At 47.5% G+C, this 17,705-nt stretch carries 18 protein-coding genes; 11 read left to right on the top strand and 7 right to left on the bottom strand.

Annotation, left to right across the window (positions count from 1 at the left end):
* Positions 1-139 precede the first annotated feature (139 nt).
* A complete protein-coding gene (locus IQ260_RS12620) occupies positions 140-1,972 on the bottom strand; it encodes a fatty acyl-AMP ligase (protein ID WP_193993467.1) in 1,833 nt (610 codons plus the stop codon).
* Positions 1,973-2,323: 351 nt separating this feature from the next.
* Positions 2,324-3,985, bottom strand: coding sequence for an LA_3751/LA_3752 family putative glycosyltransferase (locus tag IQ260_RS31880; protein ID WP_407657737.1), 1,662 nt, complete (start codon positions 3,983-3,985; stop codon positions 2,324-2,326).
* A gap of 436 nt (positions 3,986-4,421) precedes the next feature.
* On the opposite strand from IQ260_RS31880, the gene IQ260_RS12610 reads away from it, so the two are divergent.
* The 3 genes from IQ260_RS12610 to IQ260_RS12600 all read left to right on the top strand — a co-directional run bounded on the left by IQ260_RS12610 (position 4,422) and on the right by IQ260_RS12600 (position 7,000).
* Positions 4,422-4,826, top strand: coding sequence for a resolvase (locus tag IQ260_RS12610; RefSeq protein WP_193993465.1), 405 nt, complete (start codon positions 4,422-4,424; stop codon positions 4,824-4,826).
* A gap of 578 nt (positions 4,827-5,404) precedes the next feature.
* Positions 5,405-5,914, top strand: coding sequence for an inorganic diphosphatase (locus tag IQ260_RS12605; protein ID WP_193993464.1), 510 nt, complete (start codon positions 5,405-5,407; stop codon positions 5,912-5,914).
* Between the two features lie 216 nt (positions 5,915-6,130).
* The gene (locus tag IQ260_RS12600; RefSeq protein WP_193993463.1) at positions 6,131-7,000 is read left to right on the top strand and encodes an MBL fold metallo-hydrolase; all 870 of its coding nucleotides are present in this window, start codon (positions 6,131-6,133) and stop codon (positions 6,998-7,000) included.
* Between the two features lie 14 nt (positions 7,001-7,014).
* Here IQ260_RS12600 and IQ260_RS12595 read toward each other — a convergent pair whose 3' ends face one another.
* Entirely contained in the window at positions 7,015-7,311 is a 297-nt protein-coding gene (locus IQ260_RS12595; protein WP_193993462.1) for an RNA recognition motif domain-containing protein, read from the bottom strand.
* A gap of 306 nt (positions 7,312-7,617) precedes the next feature.
* On the opposite strand from IQ260_RS12595, the gene IQ260_RS12590 reads away from it, so the two are divergent.
* Together IQ260_RS12590 and cas6 are read left to right on the top strand one after the other, a co-directional pair.
* Positions 7,618-7,815, top strand: a complete 198-nt coding sequence (locus tag IQ260_RS12590; RefSeq protein ID WP_228015943.1) for a hypothetical protein — start codon at positions 7,618-7,620, stop codon at positions 7,813-7,815.
* Between the two features lie 162 nt (positions 7,816-7,977).
* Positions 7,978-8,844: a CRISPR-associated endoribonuclease Cas6 gene (gene cas6, locus IQ260_RS12585; protein WP_193993461.1), complete on the top strand. Its 867-nt coding sequence runs from the start codon at positions 7,978-7,980 to the stop codon at positions 8,842-8,844.
* Here the strand turns inward: cas6 and IQ260_RS12580 are convergent.
* Positions 8,828-9,472 carry a hypothetical protein gene (locus IQ260_RS12580; RefSeq protein WP_193993460.1) on the bottom strand — a complete coding sequence of 215 codons (645 nt, stop codon included), beginning with the start codon at positions 9,470-9,472 and terminating at the stop codon, positions 8,828-8,830. The genes cas6 and IQ260_RS12580 overlap by 17 nt on opposite strands.
* 292 nt (positions 9,473-9,764) lie before the next feature.
* On the opposite strand from IQ260_RS12580, the gene IQ260_RS12575 reads away from it, so the two are divergent.
* The gene (locus IQ260_RS12575) at positions 9,765-11,057 is read left to right on the top strand and encodes a DNA methyltransferase (RefSeq protein ID WP_193993459.1); all 1,293 of its coding nucleotides are present in this window, start codon (positions 9,765-9,767) and stop codon (positions 11,055-11,057) included.
* Between the two features lie 56 nt (positions 11,058-11,113).
* Here the strand turns inward: IQ260_RS12575 and IQ260_RS12570 are convergent, their stop codons facing one another.
* A complete protein-coding gene (locus tag IQ260_RS12570; RefSeq protein ID WP_193993458.1) occupies positions 11,114-11,680 on the bottom strand; it encodes a CBS domain-containing protein in 567 nt (188 codons plus the stop codon).
* A gap of 166 nt (positions 11,681-11,846) precedes the next feature.
* On the bottom strand, positions 11,847-13,433 hold the full coding sequence (locus IQ260_RS12565) for a DUF6930 domain-containing protein (protein WP_193993457.1): 1,587 nt from the start codon (positions 13,431-13,433) through the stop codon (positions 11,847-11,849).
* Positions 13,434-13,544: 111 nt separating this feature from the next.
* Here IQ260_RS12565 and IQ260_RS12560 point away from each other — a divergent pair, with 111 nt between their 5' ends.
* From IQ260_RS12560 to IQ260_RS12545, 4 genes are all read left to right on the top strand, one after another.
* The gene (locus IQ260_RS12560) at positions 13,545-13,898 is read left to right on the top strand and encodes a HesB/IscA family protein (protein ID WP_193993456.1); all 354 of its coding nucleotides are present in this window, start codon (positions 13,545-13,547) and stop codon (positions 13,896-13,898) included.
* A 42-nt stretch (positions 13,899-13,940) separates the two neighbouring features.
* Entirely contained in the window at positions 13,941-14,363 is a 423-nt protein-coding gene (locus tag IQ260_RS12555; protein WP_193993455.1) for a tetratricopeptide repeat protein, read from the top strand.
* 315 nt (positions 14,364-14,678) lie between these two features.
* Positions 14,679-14,873: a hypothetical protein gene (locus IQ260_RS12550; RefSeq protein ID WP_193993454.1), complete on the top strand. Its 195-nt coding sequence runs from the start codon at positions 14,679-14,681 to the stop codon at positions 14,871-14,873.
* A gap of 389 nt (positions 14,874-15,262) precedes the next feature.
* Positions 15,263-15,505: a hypothetical protein gene (locus tag IQ260_RS12545; RefSeq protein ID WP_193993453.1), complete on the top strand. Its 243-nt coding sequence runs from the start codon at positions 15,263-15,265 to the stop codon at positions 15,503-15,505.
* Here IQ260_RS12545 and IQ260_RS12540 read toward each other — a convergent pair whose 3' ends face one another.
* Positions 15,506-16,882: a gluconeogenesis factor YvcK family protein gene (locus IQ260_RS12540; protein ID WP_193993452.1), complete on the bottom strand. Its 1,377-nt coding sequence runs from the start codon at positions 16,880-16,882 to the stop codon at positions 15,506-15,508.
* A gap of 89 nt (positions 16,883-16,971) precedes the next feature.
* Between IQ260_RS12540 and IQ260_RS12535 the strand changes: the two genes are divergently transcribed.
* The coding region (locus IQ260_RS12535) for an ABC transporter ATP-binding protein (protein ID WP_193993451.1) at positions 16,972-17,705 on the top strand (734 nt) is incomplete at its 3' end.

Genomic DNA, 17,705 nt, shown 5'->3' with positions numbered 1-17,705 from the left:
ACCCAGTACTGTTTAAGAGATTCCATAGAACTATCCCTAGAATTAAACACTTAATTTAGGTAATTAATTAATTTAGCCAATAATAATACCTATCGTAGTGAAACAGAGTAACCGGACGCTGTGACGCAAACCACAAATATCAAGATGACGTCAGCTGTACATACTGTTCCAAGGATTCGACATCATGATTAAAATTTCGCATCTTGGCGGTAAGTCGAGGATTCTCACTCCAGTCGGCGATCAGATCTAACGTCCCAGAAAAAAAACTGTCTCGACAGGCACGCCGTTGGATTTTGCCACTGGATGTTTTGAGCACGTTACCAGACTTGACGAGTGCGATCGCACTTACCTGTAGCTCATGGGCCTCAGAAATCGCCTGACGTATATCGGCTAACACCTCATCTACAGCCAGGGTTAACTGATGCTGGCGCTCCACTTCTTGCACCACAACTAGCTTCTCCTCTCCCTCATCAATAATCGAAAAAGCCGCTCCATAGTCAGGACGAAGAGCTGGATTCAATTGCTGTACCGTCCATTCAATATCTTGGGGATAGTGGTTAGTACCGCGAATAATAATTAAATCTTTAATGCGCCCGGTGATATAAAGTTCACCGTTCTGCAAAAAGCCCAAATCTCCTGTACGAAGATAAGGACCAGCCTGAGGCTCACCCTTGAGCCTGGCTCTAAATGTTTCTGCAGTAGCCTCAGGACGTTGCCAATAGCCACCAGCCACCCCGGCATCAGCCACCCAGATCTCCCCGACCGCATCGGCATCACAGCGAGTTAGGGTATCGGGATTGACAATGACCACCTCAGTTTCACACACCAGCTGACCACAGCTGACAATATCGCGCTGGAGATTGTCAGCTGTGGCAGGAGCAATACGTCCCTTTTCCAGCGCTGTAGCATCCAATGACAGAATCACTGGCTCGGTTCCCTCCTGCTTGCTGGAAACTAGGAGAGTGGCCTCCGCCAGACCATAAGCTGGCGCAAATGCTGTCCATTTAAACCCATGGTCAGCATAGGCCTCTTCAAACTCACGCATCACCCGAGGATTAATCGGCTCGGCAGCGTTGCCCGCCGCCTGCCAACAGCTCAGATCTAGCCCCTCTCGTTTGGCAGGCTTCACTCGACGGACACATTGGTCATAGGCAAAGTTAGGAGCCTGGCTATGGGTCGCTCGGTATTTGGAAATAGCCTCCAGCCACCGTTGAGGTCGCTTAACAAATGCCAGGGGTGACATCACATAACAGGGCACCCCTGTATAGAGTGGCTGAATTAACCCTTCGACTAAACCATAGTCATGGAAATAGGGCATCCAGGTAACAGTAGCCCCCTCGGGAGTATATCCACAGGCCCGCTGCAAATAAGCTGAATGGTGGATTAAATTATCATGGCTCAGCATCACCCCCTTCGGTACCGAGGTTGAACCCGAGGTGTACTGCAGGTAGGCCAACGCAGACTGATGCACCTGGGGATTCTGCCATTGCTCCGCTTGATCTAAATCTAACTGCTCAGTATTGAGCCAGGTCATCTGCTTAAACTGAGTCGATATGATTTCCTCGTTACCCTTGAGGAGTTCGATAATCCGCTGGTTACTTAACACCAAACTGGCATTGGCATCCTTCACAATCTCTAATAGACGTGGCAATGCTCGCTTCATCCGCCCAGCATCTGGGGGAGGAACAGGAATCGCAATGACCCCAGCATATAGACACCCGCAAAAAGCAGCTACAACCTCAACACCTTGAGGATAAAGTAATAGCGCCCGCTCCCCTCTAGCATTGACCTGCTGGAGACAAGCGGCAATGGCCCGTGCCTGTTGGTCAAGTTGTTGATAGGTGTAACGATTGGCTTCGGTTTTACCGTCCCTTAGAAACTGATAGGCAAGCCTCTCAGGTTGATGCTCAGCCCGGTAGCGTAATAGGTCAATGAGCGTGGAAAATTTGGGTGGTACAGAGAGCTGAGACATAGAATGTAGCAGAGCTCCAAATAAATAAAGATAACAACCGAAATTTAGAAGGATCGCCCCTAAAAAAGCTGGCCAAAGCCATTAATAAGAAAAGATAACGAAGCAAGATATAGACTTGACTCTGAGCGAGCAGATTGATCTTGGGTTAAAAGCTAGAAATTACAGACATCTATAGATAAAAATATAAGGCCTGATACCGCAGCTACCGCTAGGACTACATTAAATGCCATATTGCATGAACCCTTGAAGGAAGAGCCCTAAAAAAGAAGGCTCTTCACAAAAAAAACATACAAGTTTTCTTGATATAAAGTTCTTGGTCACCTCAGTATATTCACTGATTTTCCGCATCGTTTAGCCGCTTCCCAGCTGGTCTGTGATCATGACATCGTATAAAGGATACTTCCCAACTGTTCCTATGGAAGAAAAATTGAGCTGTAACGGTGTATTTTTCGAAATAACCACTAAATTCTCAGAAGACTCTTCAGGGGTAAGGCAGGGACGATGCGGGTAGCAAATATATAAAAATTGAGCTTTGCCCTGTTGATAAAGTCCCTCTGCCAGTTGTCGAACGTCTGATGTTGACTCCGTTAAGAAGAAAGTCTTATCAGGCATTGCGGCCCAAAGTTGCTGAGCTACAAACTGATGGGACATGGCAATGTATGGGCTAGAATGCTCGCTAATAGCAGCGATAGCTGTCGCGATTGGTTGGTAGTTATGACGCAGAGACGTAGAGTTGGTGTCGCGATCGCGATAGCTCACAACAGCCCCGTTATAGACATTTAGATAGGCCCCAGCCAAAAACACAAGGGTCAGACCGCTGAGTACTAGGTAGTGTTGCCAACGCCGCCGCTGACTCAACATTTGATTGAGATAGATGCCTCCAATGAGGGCCATGAGGGGAATAAGAATTAAGTAAAAACGTGCTCCCCACTGTTTTCCTCCCGCTCCGGGAGGAATAATCAATGGGACAGCCAGGGCAAATAGCAGAATAGTTAGCCACGTTGTCATAGTCGGCGCCATAGTGGGCTGGCGGAGGTTTCGACGTCTACTAAATCGGACCATAACAGCAATAACCAATGCCCACAGGGTAAACGGAAAGTACTGGATCAAGGCAATTAGCAATTGTCGATAGTTAGCAACAGCCTGGGATAGTTGCTGGCTGACAGAAGATTCTTCAACCACCTGAAGAGCATGAATACCTAAAAAATGACCATAGATGATTTGATTGAGACCAAAAAAGGTCAACATGCTAAACGCCAACCCACTCATAAATAAGTGGCTTTTGTTGTCAAGTGTTGGCAGTCGAAATAACCTGATTTTGAGACTAATACATTGCCATAATGCAAGCCCTCCTACAATTGCAGCTAAACATATAAATTCAGAGCGAAACCAAACCGCAAGGCCAATAAGTCCGCCAGATAACAATGCTTGAATATGAGTGATTGAATTACCCTTTGGCCACAAGATTATAGTAATACCCCAAAAAGCTAGACAAACGGATAGGGTATGTTCCCAGTACATAGCACCGTACAAGGTTAAGGGAGACGCAAAAATGAGGATGCTAAGCATCATTGCCAGCACATCTGCTCTCCACTGTAGATATTGTCCAACTTGAAAAAATCTGATCCAGATTAGCCACAAGGCTAACAAAGGAACAACATAGAGTCCCCTATAGCCTAAAACACTATAAAACAGAGCTGTTAGTGCTGGAAAGGGAAAAGGGAACGTGATGAAATAGTGATGAAATTGTTGGTAAACATAGGGAGGCGTGAATGGGTATAGACCCTGTTGCCAGAGTTCAAGCACCCAGTCTGGAGCCGGTAGACGCAAATCAAAGTGCCAATCTCCCTCAGCAAACTGCTGGGCGAGCAAGGCTTTTAGCCCACCATCGCCACTAAAAAAAACACCCCCTTGATTGTACGTTTGCAAACTCAGGGTAAATAAAATGCCTCCCACGATAATGAACCATGGGAATTTAGACTTCAAAAAAAACTTTGATTTTAAAGCATCCATAACGGCAGCTCCTCACTAGACTGTCGCGATTTAAATGGTGAGAGACTTTCATGCCACAAACTTCTTGGCAGTCTGCTGCTAATCAGCTGGAAATAATCACTTAAGACCGTTTTTCGTGTCCTATAAAAGATTGAGTTCGTCTACTCAGATTTAAGAATAGTATAAATACCTGAGATCGCATCCAATGGTGACACAGCGCATCAAACCATGGGAGAGTTCGATCCCAAATCAAGACTTCAAAATCTCTTAAAAGGACTCATGAAAAGATCGGATAAACTTGGAATGAGACAATGCTTCTCTGTCAGCTATTAATTGATCACCTCTGTCAACGTGCTCAGATTCATAAACCCCGTCTTAATAATAGACACTAACGTATTGACATGAGGCTCAATATGCGTACAGTGTGTCTAGCCATAACACAGGGATTAGTTGCTCTATGTCCAATATATCCAACGCAGTAGACAGCCTCGCTAATACCATCGGTACACTTGAGCCTCAGGTGTCTGCTGAGACTGATCTACAAAACTTAATGACCGTCGAGGCCGTCCAAAAGGTACTCCATCGTTCCCGTGCATCGGTATATCGTTATGCCAATACCGATACGCTGATCCTCAATCCCCCTTTTGATCACACTCGCCTCAATCCAGAATCTAGGCAACATAAAGAGGAGCCACTCATGTTTCACCCCAATGAGGTGGCCCGCTTTGCCCAGGATGTCTTAAAAATCAAGCAAGTTATCATCGAAATCAACCAGCCTCCAGAAACCCTGACACATCAGCTACTACGCCAGGTACTCGCTGAGCTCAAAATTATTCGTGACCTCATAGAGTCAACTTCGTAAGCCATGTCAGTGTTTTGATACTTTATTACTTGGCTGAGTCTAGATCCACAAAGCAGTGTTAACCTTAAATCAAGCGATCATTATTAGGCAAATACTAAGTTTTAGCATTTGCTGACAGTAATTTATTGAAGATTCGTTGATGTTTACCCTAGTGGATGTCCATCACATCTCAAAAACTACGTCCCCATGAGCAGACCACCGTAGGGTTATTTCTTTAAAAATCAATTTTTCAAGCCACCGCGCCCCGAAATCGGCGTAGATAATTATTTTTTTATATCTTCCCAGCATGGAATCTGCCAGTCAGTTAGAGTCTAGTTCTGAGCCTTACCATAGTCCCTTCGTTGAGATACTAGGTATATTTATTGCCGTAGCGACATTTACCCTACCCTTGTTTACAGTTGCCTACTTCTCCTCAACGACTATAGACAACTTGAACGGCTTACCCTATTCGGCAATACAAACAAACAAATAAGATATCGCTACACCATAGGTGCTGACTCCCTTTTCTCCTAAAATGCTATCGGGATAAGCCAATAAAAGGTTTATTCCGACTCAGTATAAGTAGTTGGAGAAGTATCGTGGATTTATCTCGTATTCCTGCTCAGCCCAAACCTGGGTTGATCAACGTATTGATCGAAATTCCAGGTGGCAGCAAGAATAAATATGAGTTTGACAAGGATATCAATGCCTTTGCCCTAGATCGCGTTCTCTTTTCATCGGTTCAGTATCCCTATGATTATGGCTTCGTGCCTAATACCCTGGCTGATGATGGTGATCCTCTAGATGGCATGGTTTTGATGGATGAGCCTACATTTCCTGGCTGTGTCATTTCCGCTAGACCCATCGGTATGCTTGAAATGATCGATGGTGGAGACCGTGACGAGAAAATTTTATGTGTTCCTAATGAGGACCCTCGCTATACCGATGTTAAAACCCTAGATGATATTGCCTCTCATCGATTAGATGAAATTGCAGAATTCTTTAAAACCTATAAAAATCTAGAAAAAAAAGTGACCGAAATTCTAGGTTGGAAAGGCTTAGATCAGGTTCAGCCTCTAGTAGAACAGTGCATTGCTGCTGCTAAGTAATCCGGGCTGCGGTTAATACTCTCCGAATAGTGGAGCAAGCATTATAGGGGCACATCACCGTATAAAATGTGTCCCTATAATACTCACTGTTAATCTTGTGCCGGATCCAATCCAAAAATTGCTTCACTGAAGCGATTAGACTGGAGCGTACAAGGCTTAGTCGCTTGGGGGACGACCAAACTTTATGAGCATACGTGCAATTTGGGACTACACACTGTGAGTGTATCTGCCTATATGTCGGGCAAAGAAAGCACATTGCAGAATCAGTCATACCCCTCGGTTAAATTTTGGGGCGTACGTGGTAGCGTACCAACGCCCGGTGCTTCTACTGCATTCTATGGAGGCAATACTGCCTGTGTCGAGATTCTGGCTGATCACCAGCGCTTTATTTTTGACGGTGGCACCGGTCTCAGGGTTTTGGGTGAAGCCTTATGTCAAAATCCTGAGCCCCTAGAGGGCCATTTATTTTTTACCCATAGCCAATGGGATCGGATCCAAGGGTTTCCATTCTTTCTGCCAGCCTTTGAATCCGGTAATCATTTTCATATCTATGGGGGGATTGCTGCTAATGGTGCTTCCATCAAGCAGTGTTTGACCACACAGATGCTGAAACCAGGGTTTGCACTGCCGCTCCAAGCGATGCAGGCAACGCTCACATTTCATACTATTGCCCCCGGCAACGCGATTCAAATTGGCAATATTAAAATTGAACCGATTGGTTTAAACGGTCAAACTAATGCCCTGGGGTATCGACTGAACTACCAGGGCAAATCGGTTGTGTATGCCACCGATACTGACCATGAACACGTAGACGAAAACTTACTATTTCTTGCCTATCAGGCCGATTTACTGATCTACGATGGCACCTATGTAGATATGTGCGATCAGATTAACCTTCGCCCTTCTCCTCAGCCGTGGCAGGCCGCCATTCAACTAGCTCAATCAGCCCAGGTAAAACATCTGGTCATGGTTCACTACGGCCCACGTCAAACGGATGCCGTACTAAATGCATTGGCCAACCAACTCAAAAATATTGAGCCTCAACTATCGCTGGCCTATGAAGGAATGGTGATTAATTTGATCTAGCCAGCTAACGTAGCTCAAAGCGGATTACGGGAAAAGTTGCTACTGCGGCTGGGGCGACGATAATCGTCGCCTTTAGGTTTGGCCTTGTTGACGCGTAGCTCACGTCCTAGCCATTCAGCTCCGTCCAACTCAGCAATCGCTAGATCTTCCTCTTCATCCTTAACCATGTTGATAAAAGCAAAGCCACGACGTTTGCCGGTTTCACGGTCAACTGGCAAGGTAATCCGGGCAACTTCGCCATATTCGACAAACACATCCCTAATATCGTCTTCGGTTGCTTGGAATGACAGATTGCCAATGTAAATAGTCACGACTAGTCTCCGATGATATATGTACCCAACTGCTCACCTCGGGGCGAGCAGCCTATTCGGGTGACATCATACCGCACAGCTTTTAGCCTCGGGGGATTGACCCACTTGAATTCATCACTACATTATTTAAGTGGTTGCAATTTTCCACGTTTTAACTCGTACATCACTTCATGTTTCTAAAAAAAGTTGTATCGAACTACCAAGATTCATCAATTATGTTCTGCTAGCTGAGTCGAGATCGCAGCTTTACACAACATACTTAACTATCTGCCGATACTGCTACCCGGCAGATAAGGAGAGCCCATCATGCACACGTTTGAAGTGTTCGTTGACATTAAAGAATGCGCTGGCAAAAATAATGCCACCAGTCGCATTATGGCCACACGTTATGAAATCAACGCCAGCGGTCGCACGGATGCCCATGACACTGCATTATTTCAAGCAGAGAAGGAATATCCCAAAGCAACTGAATATGACATCCGCATTACTCGTCTTCTCAAATAAGCTAATCTTTTCCTAAATTTTCATACATGGTCTGCTATCTCCAGGTCTGGCATAGCCAGGCCTGGGCTAAGCGTATGAAAAAATGGTGAATCCCTTCGCCCGGACACAGCTGCTAATTCTAAGAAGAAAGGGATATTTACCACGGCCAATGCACCCAACGGTATGCCAGAAAGTCTAGTTATTAATCTAGTTTCCGAATCAACCATCCCACCGCAATACCTTAGGGGACACCATTTACGCCGATTATTCCTGGCCCTCATCAGTGCCGTTGATGTCAACCTCAGTCAAGCATTACAAACCCACAGACATCCCGCGTTTACCCTCAGCCCGTTACAAATATCGGCTCAGCCTCAGACGGTATCGGCTCGCAACCTTAAATTTTTACTGCCACGCCAGCAGCTGGAAACTGTCCCCTTTCAGTACGGCAATGCCTCAATTCCAGCCGGGTCCCACTGCTGGTGGCGCATTGCCCTGTTAGACGATCCTCTTTTTAGTCATCTGAAACCACGTTTAGAGAGAGTCGCAGCTCGCAAACCCTGGTATCTAGGACCAGCACGACTACATGTCACTAATTTTTTGCCAGCTAATATACCTGACTGGACGAATCATCATACCTATCAACAAATCTACGAGCAGGCCTCCGATACCGATCGCCGTTTAACCCTGCAATTGATCACCCCTGCTGTATTTTACCAAGGTGAACACGAGTCTCCATTACCCACACGTGATGCCATATTTCACGGATTACGAAAATGTTGGAATCGCTATAGCGGTCTGGTGTTTGCCCCTGACATTATTACGCCGATTGTGGCCAAAGCGTTTACCCTGCGTACCGTTAAGCTTCCCCTTAGCAATAACAAAACAACCGTTGGCTGCCTGGGCCATCTCACATTTCACATTGCAGACACAACAGACCCACTGATCGTTAAGCGGATCAATGCATTGACACACTTTAGCCGCTACTGTGGCATTGGCCATAAAACAACATTGGGGCTAGGTATAGTGCGTACAGTTACGGCGACCAAATAAACTGCTCAATCAAGTGGGCCAACCGTCGCAGATCAGCTGGATCTAACCGCTCCATCGAATTACGAGCAACAATGCGTCGACCCACGGTTTTTATACCGTGAGGAACCGTGACGAATGACCAGTCCACAGCGGTGCGTCGACCCAGATGATAGCGCACTGTTTTAGACAATAACTTAATCGGACGGATACCCATTTGAATCAGCACCTGATTCGATAAACCATTGATATGGATCAGCGTGTGGGCTGGAGACGACACTTGGATGACCATCACATATCCCCAGCGCCACCACCCGACTCGTTGGCGATAAACATGTATCTGTTCAATATGACTCAGGCGGTAATTATTGACCCGTCGCTGACGTTGTCGGCCACGGGGAATTTCATGGACAATGGTTAGCCGATTAAACGCCTTATTAAAGATACAGGTAGCGACTTCAGGATAAAGCGCTGGGACAAACGGCTCTATCAATATCAATAGGATGCCTACAGCCATCAAAATCACCCACAGCAGTGGCGCCTGCCGATAACCTAACCACACCACAGCCATCAAACTCAACGCGCCCAATCGGGCCAGATGGGTGACGCTTCCGGCAATATGACGACGCCCTAAATTCGAGAAGCGGAGCACTAGCTCATGTTTATTTTTTCGAAGCTGTCTCACTGAGCTTGACACAGTCACTAATCATCAGATAGCTGTTGAATCTCACCAATAGCTGCTGCTGCTCCCGGCTAATAAATTACCTTGCTGCCTTAGTAATTCATTTGTACTGGAAAGCACCATCCGCTATACTGCCCCTGGCTGCTCAAGGTATCAGACTTTTTGTGTATTTTTGGAACTCATTTGAGCTGACTTTGAAGTCTTTGCACTTGGTACCACTGTCTGCTGTTCTGTCCACACCTGCCCATGGCGCCCCTTTACGTTGTCTGATTTAGATCTTCTAGCCCTCGCGCTTGATAGCAAAGCTCGCAATCAGCTAAGCCATAAAGACCGGGCTGTTCACAACTGGTATCGCTTTGTCCTATCTTTTCCACCTCATTTAGTCAGGCATTATTTACAACGGTTTCATGCGACCGAGAAAACTGTTGTTTTAGATCCGTTTGCTGGCACTGGCACTACAGTCGTCGAAGCCCAAAAGCTGGGCTTGCCTGCTGTCGGTATTGAAGCCAACCCAATGGCTCACTTCGCTTGCTCTGTCAAAATCGACTGGTCACCCGCACCTCAGCATCTAGAACAAATAGCTGAAATTATTGCTGAGGCTGTGTCTGTCGAACTTGAGCTATTGCCACATTTGCCCCCTAGCCTGGCTCCCGATGCGGCTGCTCTGCTATTTAAAGATGCCATTAGCCCACGTCCGCTACAAAAGGTCTTGACCTTGTTGGGGCATATTGACCGAGGGCATCGATGCTCTCCATCAATTTATTGGAAATACAATCGTTTAGCATTGGCTAATGCCGCTGTTTTAGCTAGCAATCTGCGATTTGCCCCCGAAGTTAGTGTTGCTCGCAAACACAAGGCAGATGCCCCGGTGGTTGATCTATGGTTAAACCAAATCAAGACCATGGTTCAAGACTTGCTTGTACTCCGAGAAAGGGCGCTACCTACCCAGCCAGCGGTTGTCTATTTAGGCGATGCTCGTCAGCCTGATCGCTGCTTATCCCCTGGTTCAGTTGATGTGGTCATTACGTCCCCACCTTACCCCAATGAAAAGGACTATACTCGCGCGACTCGGTTAGAGTCAGTGCTATTGGGATTTTTAGACAATAAGGCAAAGCTACAAGCGGTCAAACACGATCTGGTCCGTTCTAATAGCCGTAGTGTTTATCGAGATGACAGAGATGACCAATGGATTCAACCCTATCCACAGATTTTGGAACTGGCCCGCACCATTGATCAACGACGGGAAGAACTGGGTAAGACCAGCGGTTTCTCTCGTCTATATGGCCAAGCGACTCGGCTCTATTTTGGCGGCATGGCTCGCCACCTGGCTAATTTACGCTCTGTCCTGCGTCCCGGAGCCCAGCTAGCTTACGTGGTTGGGGAGCAAGCTTCCTATCTTCAGGTGCATATTCCAACGGGTTCTTTGCTGGCTCAGATTGCTCAAAATCTTGGTTATCAACTCATCGCCATCGACCTTTTTCGAACACGACGGGCCTCTAAAACGGACGTCGATCTCCGAGAGGAGGTCGTCTTGCTGTATTGGCCTGGTTTGTGATGTTTTGAGGGTGTTTTGAGGATGTTTTCAATGGGTTTTAGCCGGGATATACTGGCTTACTCTAAGGTCGATGGCGAGGTCAAAACAGGTGTCTGGGCGGCCACAGCCTCCGGCTGCATTTCTTCTAGAACCTGCCAGGCAATATCACATTCCTGTTGAATCTGAGCGTTTTCATCATCTATGATGCGAGCGTGCTGTAGGGCTGTCTGAACGCGTTGCGATAGTTCATCACGAGATAAGACCCCTGGATGTCCCTTCATTAAAATATCAGTCAGCGAGACGATGCCTAGTAGCTGCTCATTTTCAATAACCGGTGCCCGGTGCACACCAGTCGCTGAAAAAATTTGTGCGGCTTCCTGCAGTGTGGCATTCATCGGCATGCGGATACAGGGACGTCGCATGATGCTACCCACTCGAACAAAATGGGGCGGACTACCTTTGGCAAGAACCTTATAGACAATATCTCTTTCCGTTAGAATGCCATAGGGGCCTTGTTCATCGCCTTCTTCCACCATTAATGAGCGGACCCGTTTGGTGCGCATCAGCCAAATAGCATTTTCTACTGTCGCTGAACTGCGAATAACAACGACGGGCTTTGTCATAATATCTTTGACAAATAGCATATTCGTTCTCCCTGACCTGTGAACCCGGTCTCAACAGGTGTCTCATACTGTTAGTTTTATGTCATAACTTTGAGAAACTTATGAGGGATTGCATGTCTTAAAGACAAGATCGCGAATGTAGCACTGAGCCAGTACTCAACAATAGCAGGGGTAAGCCGTTACTGATTTAGAGATAGTTCAAGACTAAAGGGGCTAGGTTGAGCACCGTGGGGTCACAAAATCTGACTTCTAAAAAAGCCATCATGTCTTTTGGTTGAGGATTACCTCGATTCTGTCCAGTGACCCCTGCCGCGATCATAATGGCACACCAGCCTTGGCTTTTGACTTGTTGCTGGTTCCATTTGCTCAGGGCTTGGTGATGGTAATGATCGCTAATGTCATACTCATGGAATAGATGAAAGGTACCATTTCCTGTTTGCCAAATGCCGAGCTGAAATGTGAGCTGGTTGAAGGGGTCGTGCCCAGGGTTAAAGCACATGGCTTTAACCCCTCCCAGGGACTGAATGCGCGTAACCAGTGCCTTTGCTTTGGGGCGCGATGTTTGAATAATGACAACAGGCCAGGCAGCGTCGCTTGAGCGTGCTTGACCTTTGGATAGGAGCTGGCGATAGATTTTAGGATGGGTTTGGCTACTGCGCAGCTGGGTTAATTGCTCAAGGGATAGCTTAGTCAGCAAAATTAGAGCCCCATCAGGGACTAAATCATCGTGTAGTACAGGATCGGCTAGTATTTCCTCCCCGACGAGCATATCTTCGGTCTCGGCCATGAGGTCAGTGGAGACGTCAGGTAAAGACATCACCGTTACGGAGCATTGCTCAGGGCTAGCTTCTGGTATTGGGTTGGGAATCTGCAGTTGTTTTTTTAGAGGTTCTAAAACGTTAAGCGGTTCGGATGCTTTGTGAAAAAATCGCTGGAGCGCGTCTAGAACAACAATTAAGGTGACAGCTTCAGCCTCATCTAAATCATGGCGCATGCCTTCCAGGGGGTGGATGCTACCAAACTCGTAGTCATCGGGCTCAGGTTGCCCTGGACGTTCAACGGTATAGTTCAGAAAAAAGCAGTCTTGGGTAAGAAATACCTGCTGCAGCGCTTGAGGGGACATGGGCTCTTCCGTGCGATCGCAACTCAAAACCCGTTCACGAAACTCTAGCAACGAGTCCAAACTGCGATAAAGCAATAAACCATAGTCCACATCTGCCATGCCCAAAATAGACACATAAAGGGTGTCTGTATCCCAAAGATTGAGCTCAACCGCCAGCAGTTCTTGCTCACTCAGTCGATACCAAGGAGCCTGATGCCAAAGCGCCAGTGCCATTTGACAAAGCTGCTCATGATAGACCGTAGGCAAAGATGATGACGGCCCGCTGTTGGAGAGCAGATAATCAAAAATCTCATCCACCCAGGGCAACTTTGCCCGATAGGCAACATCAATCTCTAACTCTTGAAGCACGCCCCGCAAAAAGAACTGCAGCTCTCGATCATTGACCACTATCCGATGGGGACGGCTGGGCTCCGCCGGACCTTGGGGATGTTCTATCGCCTTGAGTAAACTCCGAGCTACCGCCTCATAGCCACTGTCGACGGTTACCATGTCTACACTGCGGACATACCCCTGATTGCTATCAATCCACAAAATATAGTCACGCTCATCGTCCTGCGATGTCGGCATTGAGCAGCGTCCTCCCTCCCAAACACTATTCGTTTGGGACAGCTTTTGAATACGACGGCGGGTAAACGGACTCAATGGAGGCATGGGGAAATTGGACTCACTCAATGACAACTATTGAAGCTAGAAACGCGCTCCACCAGGGCCTAAGCTACACTAAACTAAAGCATTAATCATACGCTAATCACCCTACGACCCATGACCCAAGCCACTCAACCGCAACAGGGAATCATGATGACTGAAGCGGCCCTTACCCATGTCCTTGCCCTCAAAAAGAAACAAGGAGACGACCTATGCCTACGAGTAGGCGTGCGCCAGGGCGGCTGCTCTGGCATGTCTTACCTGATGGATTTTGAAACCATCGACAACATCGGTGAACATGATGAAGTGTTCGACTATGAAGGATTTAAGGTCATTTGCGATAAAAAGAGCATGCTCTATCTCTATGGCCTCATGCTCGACTATAGCGATGCCCTGATTGGAGGAGGATTTCAGTTTACAAATCCCAATGCCGATCAAACCTGTGGCTGTGGTAAATCCTTTAGCGCCTAAGGCGTCCTAAAATGGGGAGGTTTTTTGATAATCACTTTCCCCATGAGCCAAACCATTGACGAACTGTTTGAAGACGGTCTCAACCGTTATCAGGCTGGCGAGAGCGTCGATACCCTAATTCCCACATTTAAAGGCCTATGTGAGCAGGCACCTAAAAATAGTGCCATCCATACCTGTCTGTCATGGCTCTATCTACTGGCAGATAAGCCGAATGCTGCCTACAAAGCTGCCCAGAAAGCGATTAAGCTCACCCCTCAAGACCCCCAAGCCCATATCAATATCGCCATTGCCATCCTTGACAGCAATCGTAAAGGCGTGCGCGAGCATGTGGAACTCGCCACCCAGTTGGTGATGTCAGTGGAAGAAATTCAAGCAGAGATTCGTCAAAACTTTAAAGAAGGATTAACTCGCAAACCTGAATGGAATAGCCTAAAACGAGTAGAAAAATGGATTTTTGACGACTAAAACCCCTGCCAGACAAGCATTTCTTATCAAGGCATCATGTAGAAACACGGGCCGACTCCTTAACAAGAATTGATTGATTTTTGTTAAGGAGCGTCAGAAAACAGGGCCGTTACTCATTTCAATTTGTTGGCTGTTAACAGGCTTAATTTAGCTTTTTGTAAGGGTTGCGGGGCAATGATCCCCGCCTTTTTTTGGCTTTTTTATTCGGTCAGATAACTTAATGCTCGGAATAAAAAGGAACTGATAAGCTTAAGAAAAGATTCCGATAAGTTTTTCTTTTTTATTGGAACCCACCCCGTTGTAAGGAGCCTTAAAATGGATAAGCATGCTGTAGAAGTCAAACCTGAAACTAGAAATCACAAGGGATTTTTTGTGCAGGACGGTCCCTATGAATTAATGGGTATCGAGAAGTCTGGCTGGGCTTTAATTTGTATTGATGAGTCTGTTTGCCACTATGTGGATCCTGATAATTTGCAAGCATCTCAAGGACTAGATATCGATGCAGTGTAGGGGTTTAACCCCACACCTCTTCAAGATTGACAATCGGTAAAACTCAACTTCTACAGTATGGCTGTCCTTTGGGGAGCAGCCATATTTTTTATGTATTTTTGTTGGTAGTAAAAGATACTAAATAGATCTAAAAAATAGGCTTTATGGGATATCAATCCTGTTTTCGTAGCTGTTATTGGAGTCCCTTGATTCCTAAGATACCTGTCTTGATACGATTGGCTTATTCAGTTATTTGCTGCTTACTTAAGATAACTTTACGCAACTTGATCTAAATCGGTACTCAGACCGGCTGGAGCCATTGCTCAAATACCCCAGAGTTGGGGATAATCATGCCACTTCAACCCAGCTCAAACCCCACCAAATAGTGTCGTCTTTGTAGTGTCGTCTTTATGAAAGACCGTTTAATTAACTGGTTAAACACAGGATTAACCATCAATCTTTTCTTTGTGCTGTTTAGCTTTGTCTGGTTTGTGACAGCGCTAGCAGGTAGGGCTGCCCACATTAATCTGGGATTTGATCTGTGGTATAGCCTTTGGGATCCGCTGTTTATGCCCTCCATTGGCATTCTGATGGCAGGTGCCATTCTTAGCGGCATTGCTAGCTGGGTGTCTCGACGATTTTTTGCTGGGTAATCAATACACCCTGGCATGCCAACGCATCAGCACCTTGGCCAATCGTGGTGAATCATGGCGAATGGTGCCCTTCTCAGTCTCATTCATGACATTGGCGATGACAATGCGGCGGCCTGATGCAATCACCGCATCCCGGTCAAGCACCACTCGCTCTGCACCTTCATGGCGATAGCGGTCTAGGGCCGCCGCCGAGGGGGAGCGTTTTTGTATGAGCACCGCATCAAACAAACGGCGGCCACAGGCTCGATCAATGGCATGAATGTGCTCAGAGACACTGTAGTCATCGGTCTCACCCGGCTCAGTCATGATGTTGCACACATAGATGCGGGGGACTTGTGTGGCTGCGATCGCATCGGCAATTTCAGGCACCAGCAAGTTGGGCACAATGCTGGTATACAGGCTGCCTGGGCCAATAATAATGTAGTCAGCTTCTTTGATGGCATCCAGCGCTTTGGGTAAGGCTGGGGGGGCGGCTGGGGTACAGCCAATACTAATAATGCGACCGCGAGCTTTGGTGATATTTGACTCCCCTTCAATCCGACGGCCATCGCTGAGTTCGGCCCACAGTTTGACATCGCTGAGGGTGGAGGGCAGCACTTTACCTCGCACGGCCAAAACCTGAGAGCTGGCGGCGATGGCTTTTTCCCAGTCGCCGGTCACTTCATTCATGGCGGCCAAAAACAAGTTGCCAAAGCTGTGGCCGCTGAGGCCACTACCACTGCTAAATCGATACTGAAATAGCTCGGTGACCAGTTTTTCCTGGTCGGCTAGGGCTGCTAGGCAATTGCGAATATCCCCCGGTGGCAGGCCGCCCATTTCGCGTCGTAGTCGTCCGGACGACCCGCCATCATCCGCAACGGTGACAATGGCAGTGATATTGGCGCTATAGCGCTTTAGCCCCCGCAACATGGTGGATAGCCCGGTGCCGCCACCGACCACGACAATGCGCGGTCCTCGGTTGAGTTTGCGATGGGATGCGATCGCATCCCACAGCGTATTTTCTGGGCGGCCCGGCAGGAGCACCTCTGTAATCGAGTCCAGGGTGCGGCTTTGCCCCCAAATAATCAAAGACAGCCCGGCCAAAATCGCCAGGGGACCGCTAATATAGCGGGGGATTAACTGAGTGATGGTGCTCAGCACCGTGGATACAAATCGGACCGTAAAAAAGACCGGGGTGAGTCTGAGCCAAATCATCGACCCCAGACCCACCATGAGCACACCCACCGTACTCAAAAACAGCCAGCGTTTGACCAATAGACCTGGGAGGAGCCAGCGTACCCAGCGGTTGTGAACCGGGTTCAAATCCCTTGTTTCGTGCCAAACAAATCGGATGTTGCGCTTTAAAAATTTTCTGAGTGAACCGATCCACAAGAGCATAGGCTTTTCTCTCACGCCCTTTTCATAGCCATGGGTTATCTTGTCATAAGCTGTCCCCGGCTGACCGCAATTTTGCAATTACCGCCGCCATGTCTGTCTCTAAATCCAACGCGATTGTTCCCCAATCCCCTGGTGATGCTCCCTGCGATAGCAGTGTCCCGATTGTTGAACTCAAGGGTATCTCCAAGCAATTTGGCAATAATCCAGTGCTTGATAATGTGGATTTGACCGTTACCCCAGGGGAGGCCGTGGCTCTAATTGGGCCGTCGGGGACTGGTAAGTCCACTATTTTGCGCATCATTGCGGGGCTGCTGGCAGCTGATCAGGGGGATATTTTTATTGCTGGCCAACAACGCCATGGCCTGATCGAAGATGCCGACGATCCGGTCAATATTGGCATGGTCTTTCAACAGGCTGCCCTATTTGATTCATTAACGGTGCAGGAAAATGTCGGCTTTTCCCTCTATCAGAATTCTGGCTTACCAGAGCGTGAAATTAAGCAGTTGACTAATCAGGCCCTTGAAATGGTAGGGTTACCCAACATTTGCGATCGCTACCCAGCCGAGCTGTCAGGCGGGATGCGTAAGCGCGTGAGCTTTGCTAGGGCCGTCATTGCTAATCCCTATGAGGCTCAGGATAAGCCCACTGTCCTGCTGTACGATGAACCGACCGCCGGGTTAGACCCCATTGCCTCCACGGTCATTGAAGACTTAATCCGCAATATTCATGGCAATCGCGGCTGCAGCACCTATTTAATCGTGACCCACCAAGACAGCACCATTCGACGCACCGCCGACCGTGTGGTTATGCTACACCAGGGCAA

The sequence above is a fragment of the Leptolyngbya cf. ectocarpi LEGE 11479 genome, from assembly GCF_015207065.1.
In the GTDB taxonomy this organism is placed as follows: Bacteria; Cyanobacteriota; Cyanobacteriia; order Phormidesmidales; family Phormidesmidaceae; genus Leptothoe; species Leptothoe ectocarpi.
Note: the sequence above shows the minus strand (reverse complement) of the source record. Positions and strands in the feature narration are given on the sequence as shown.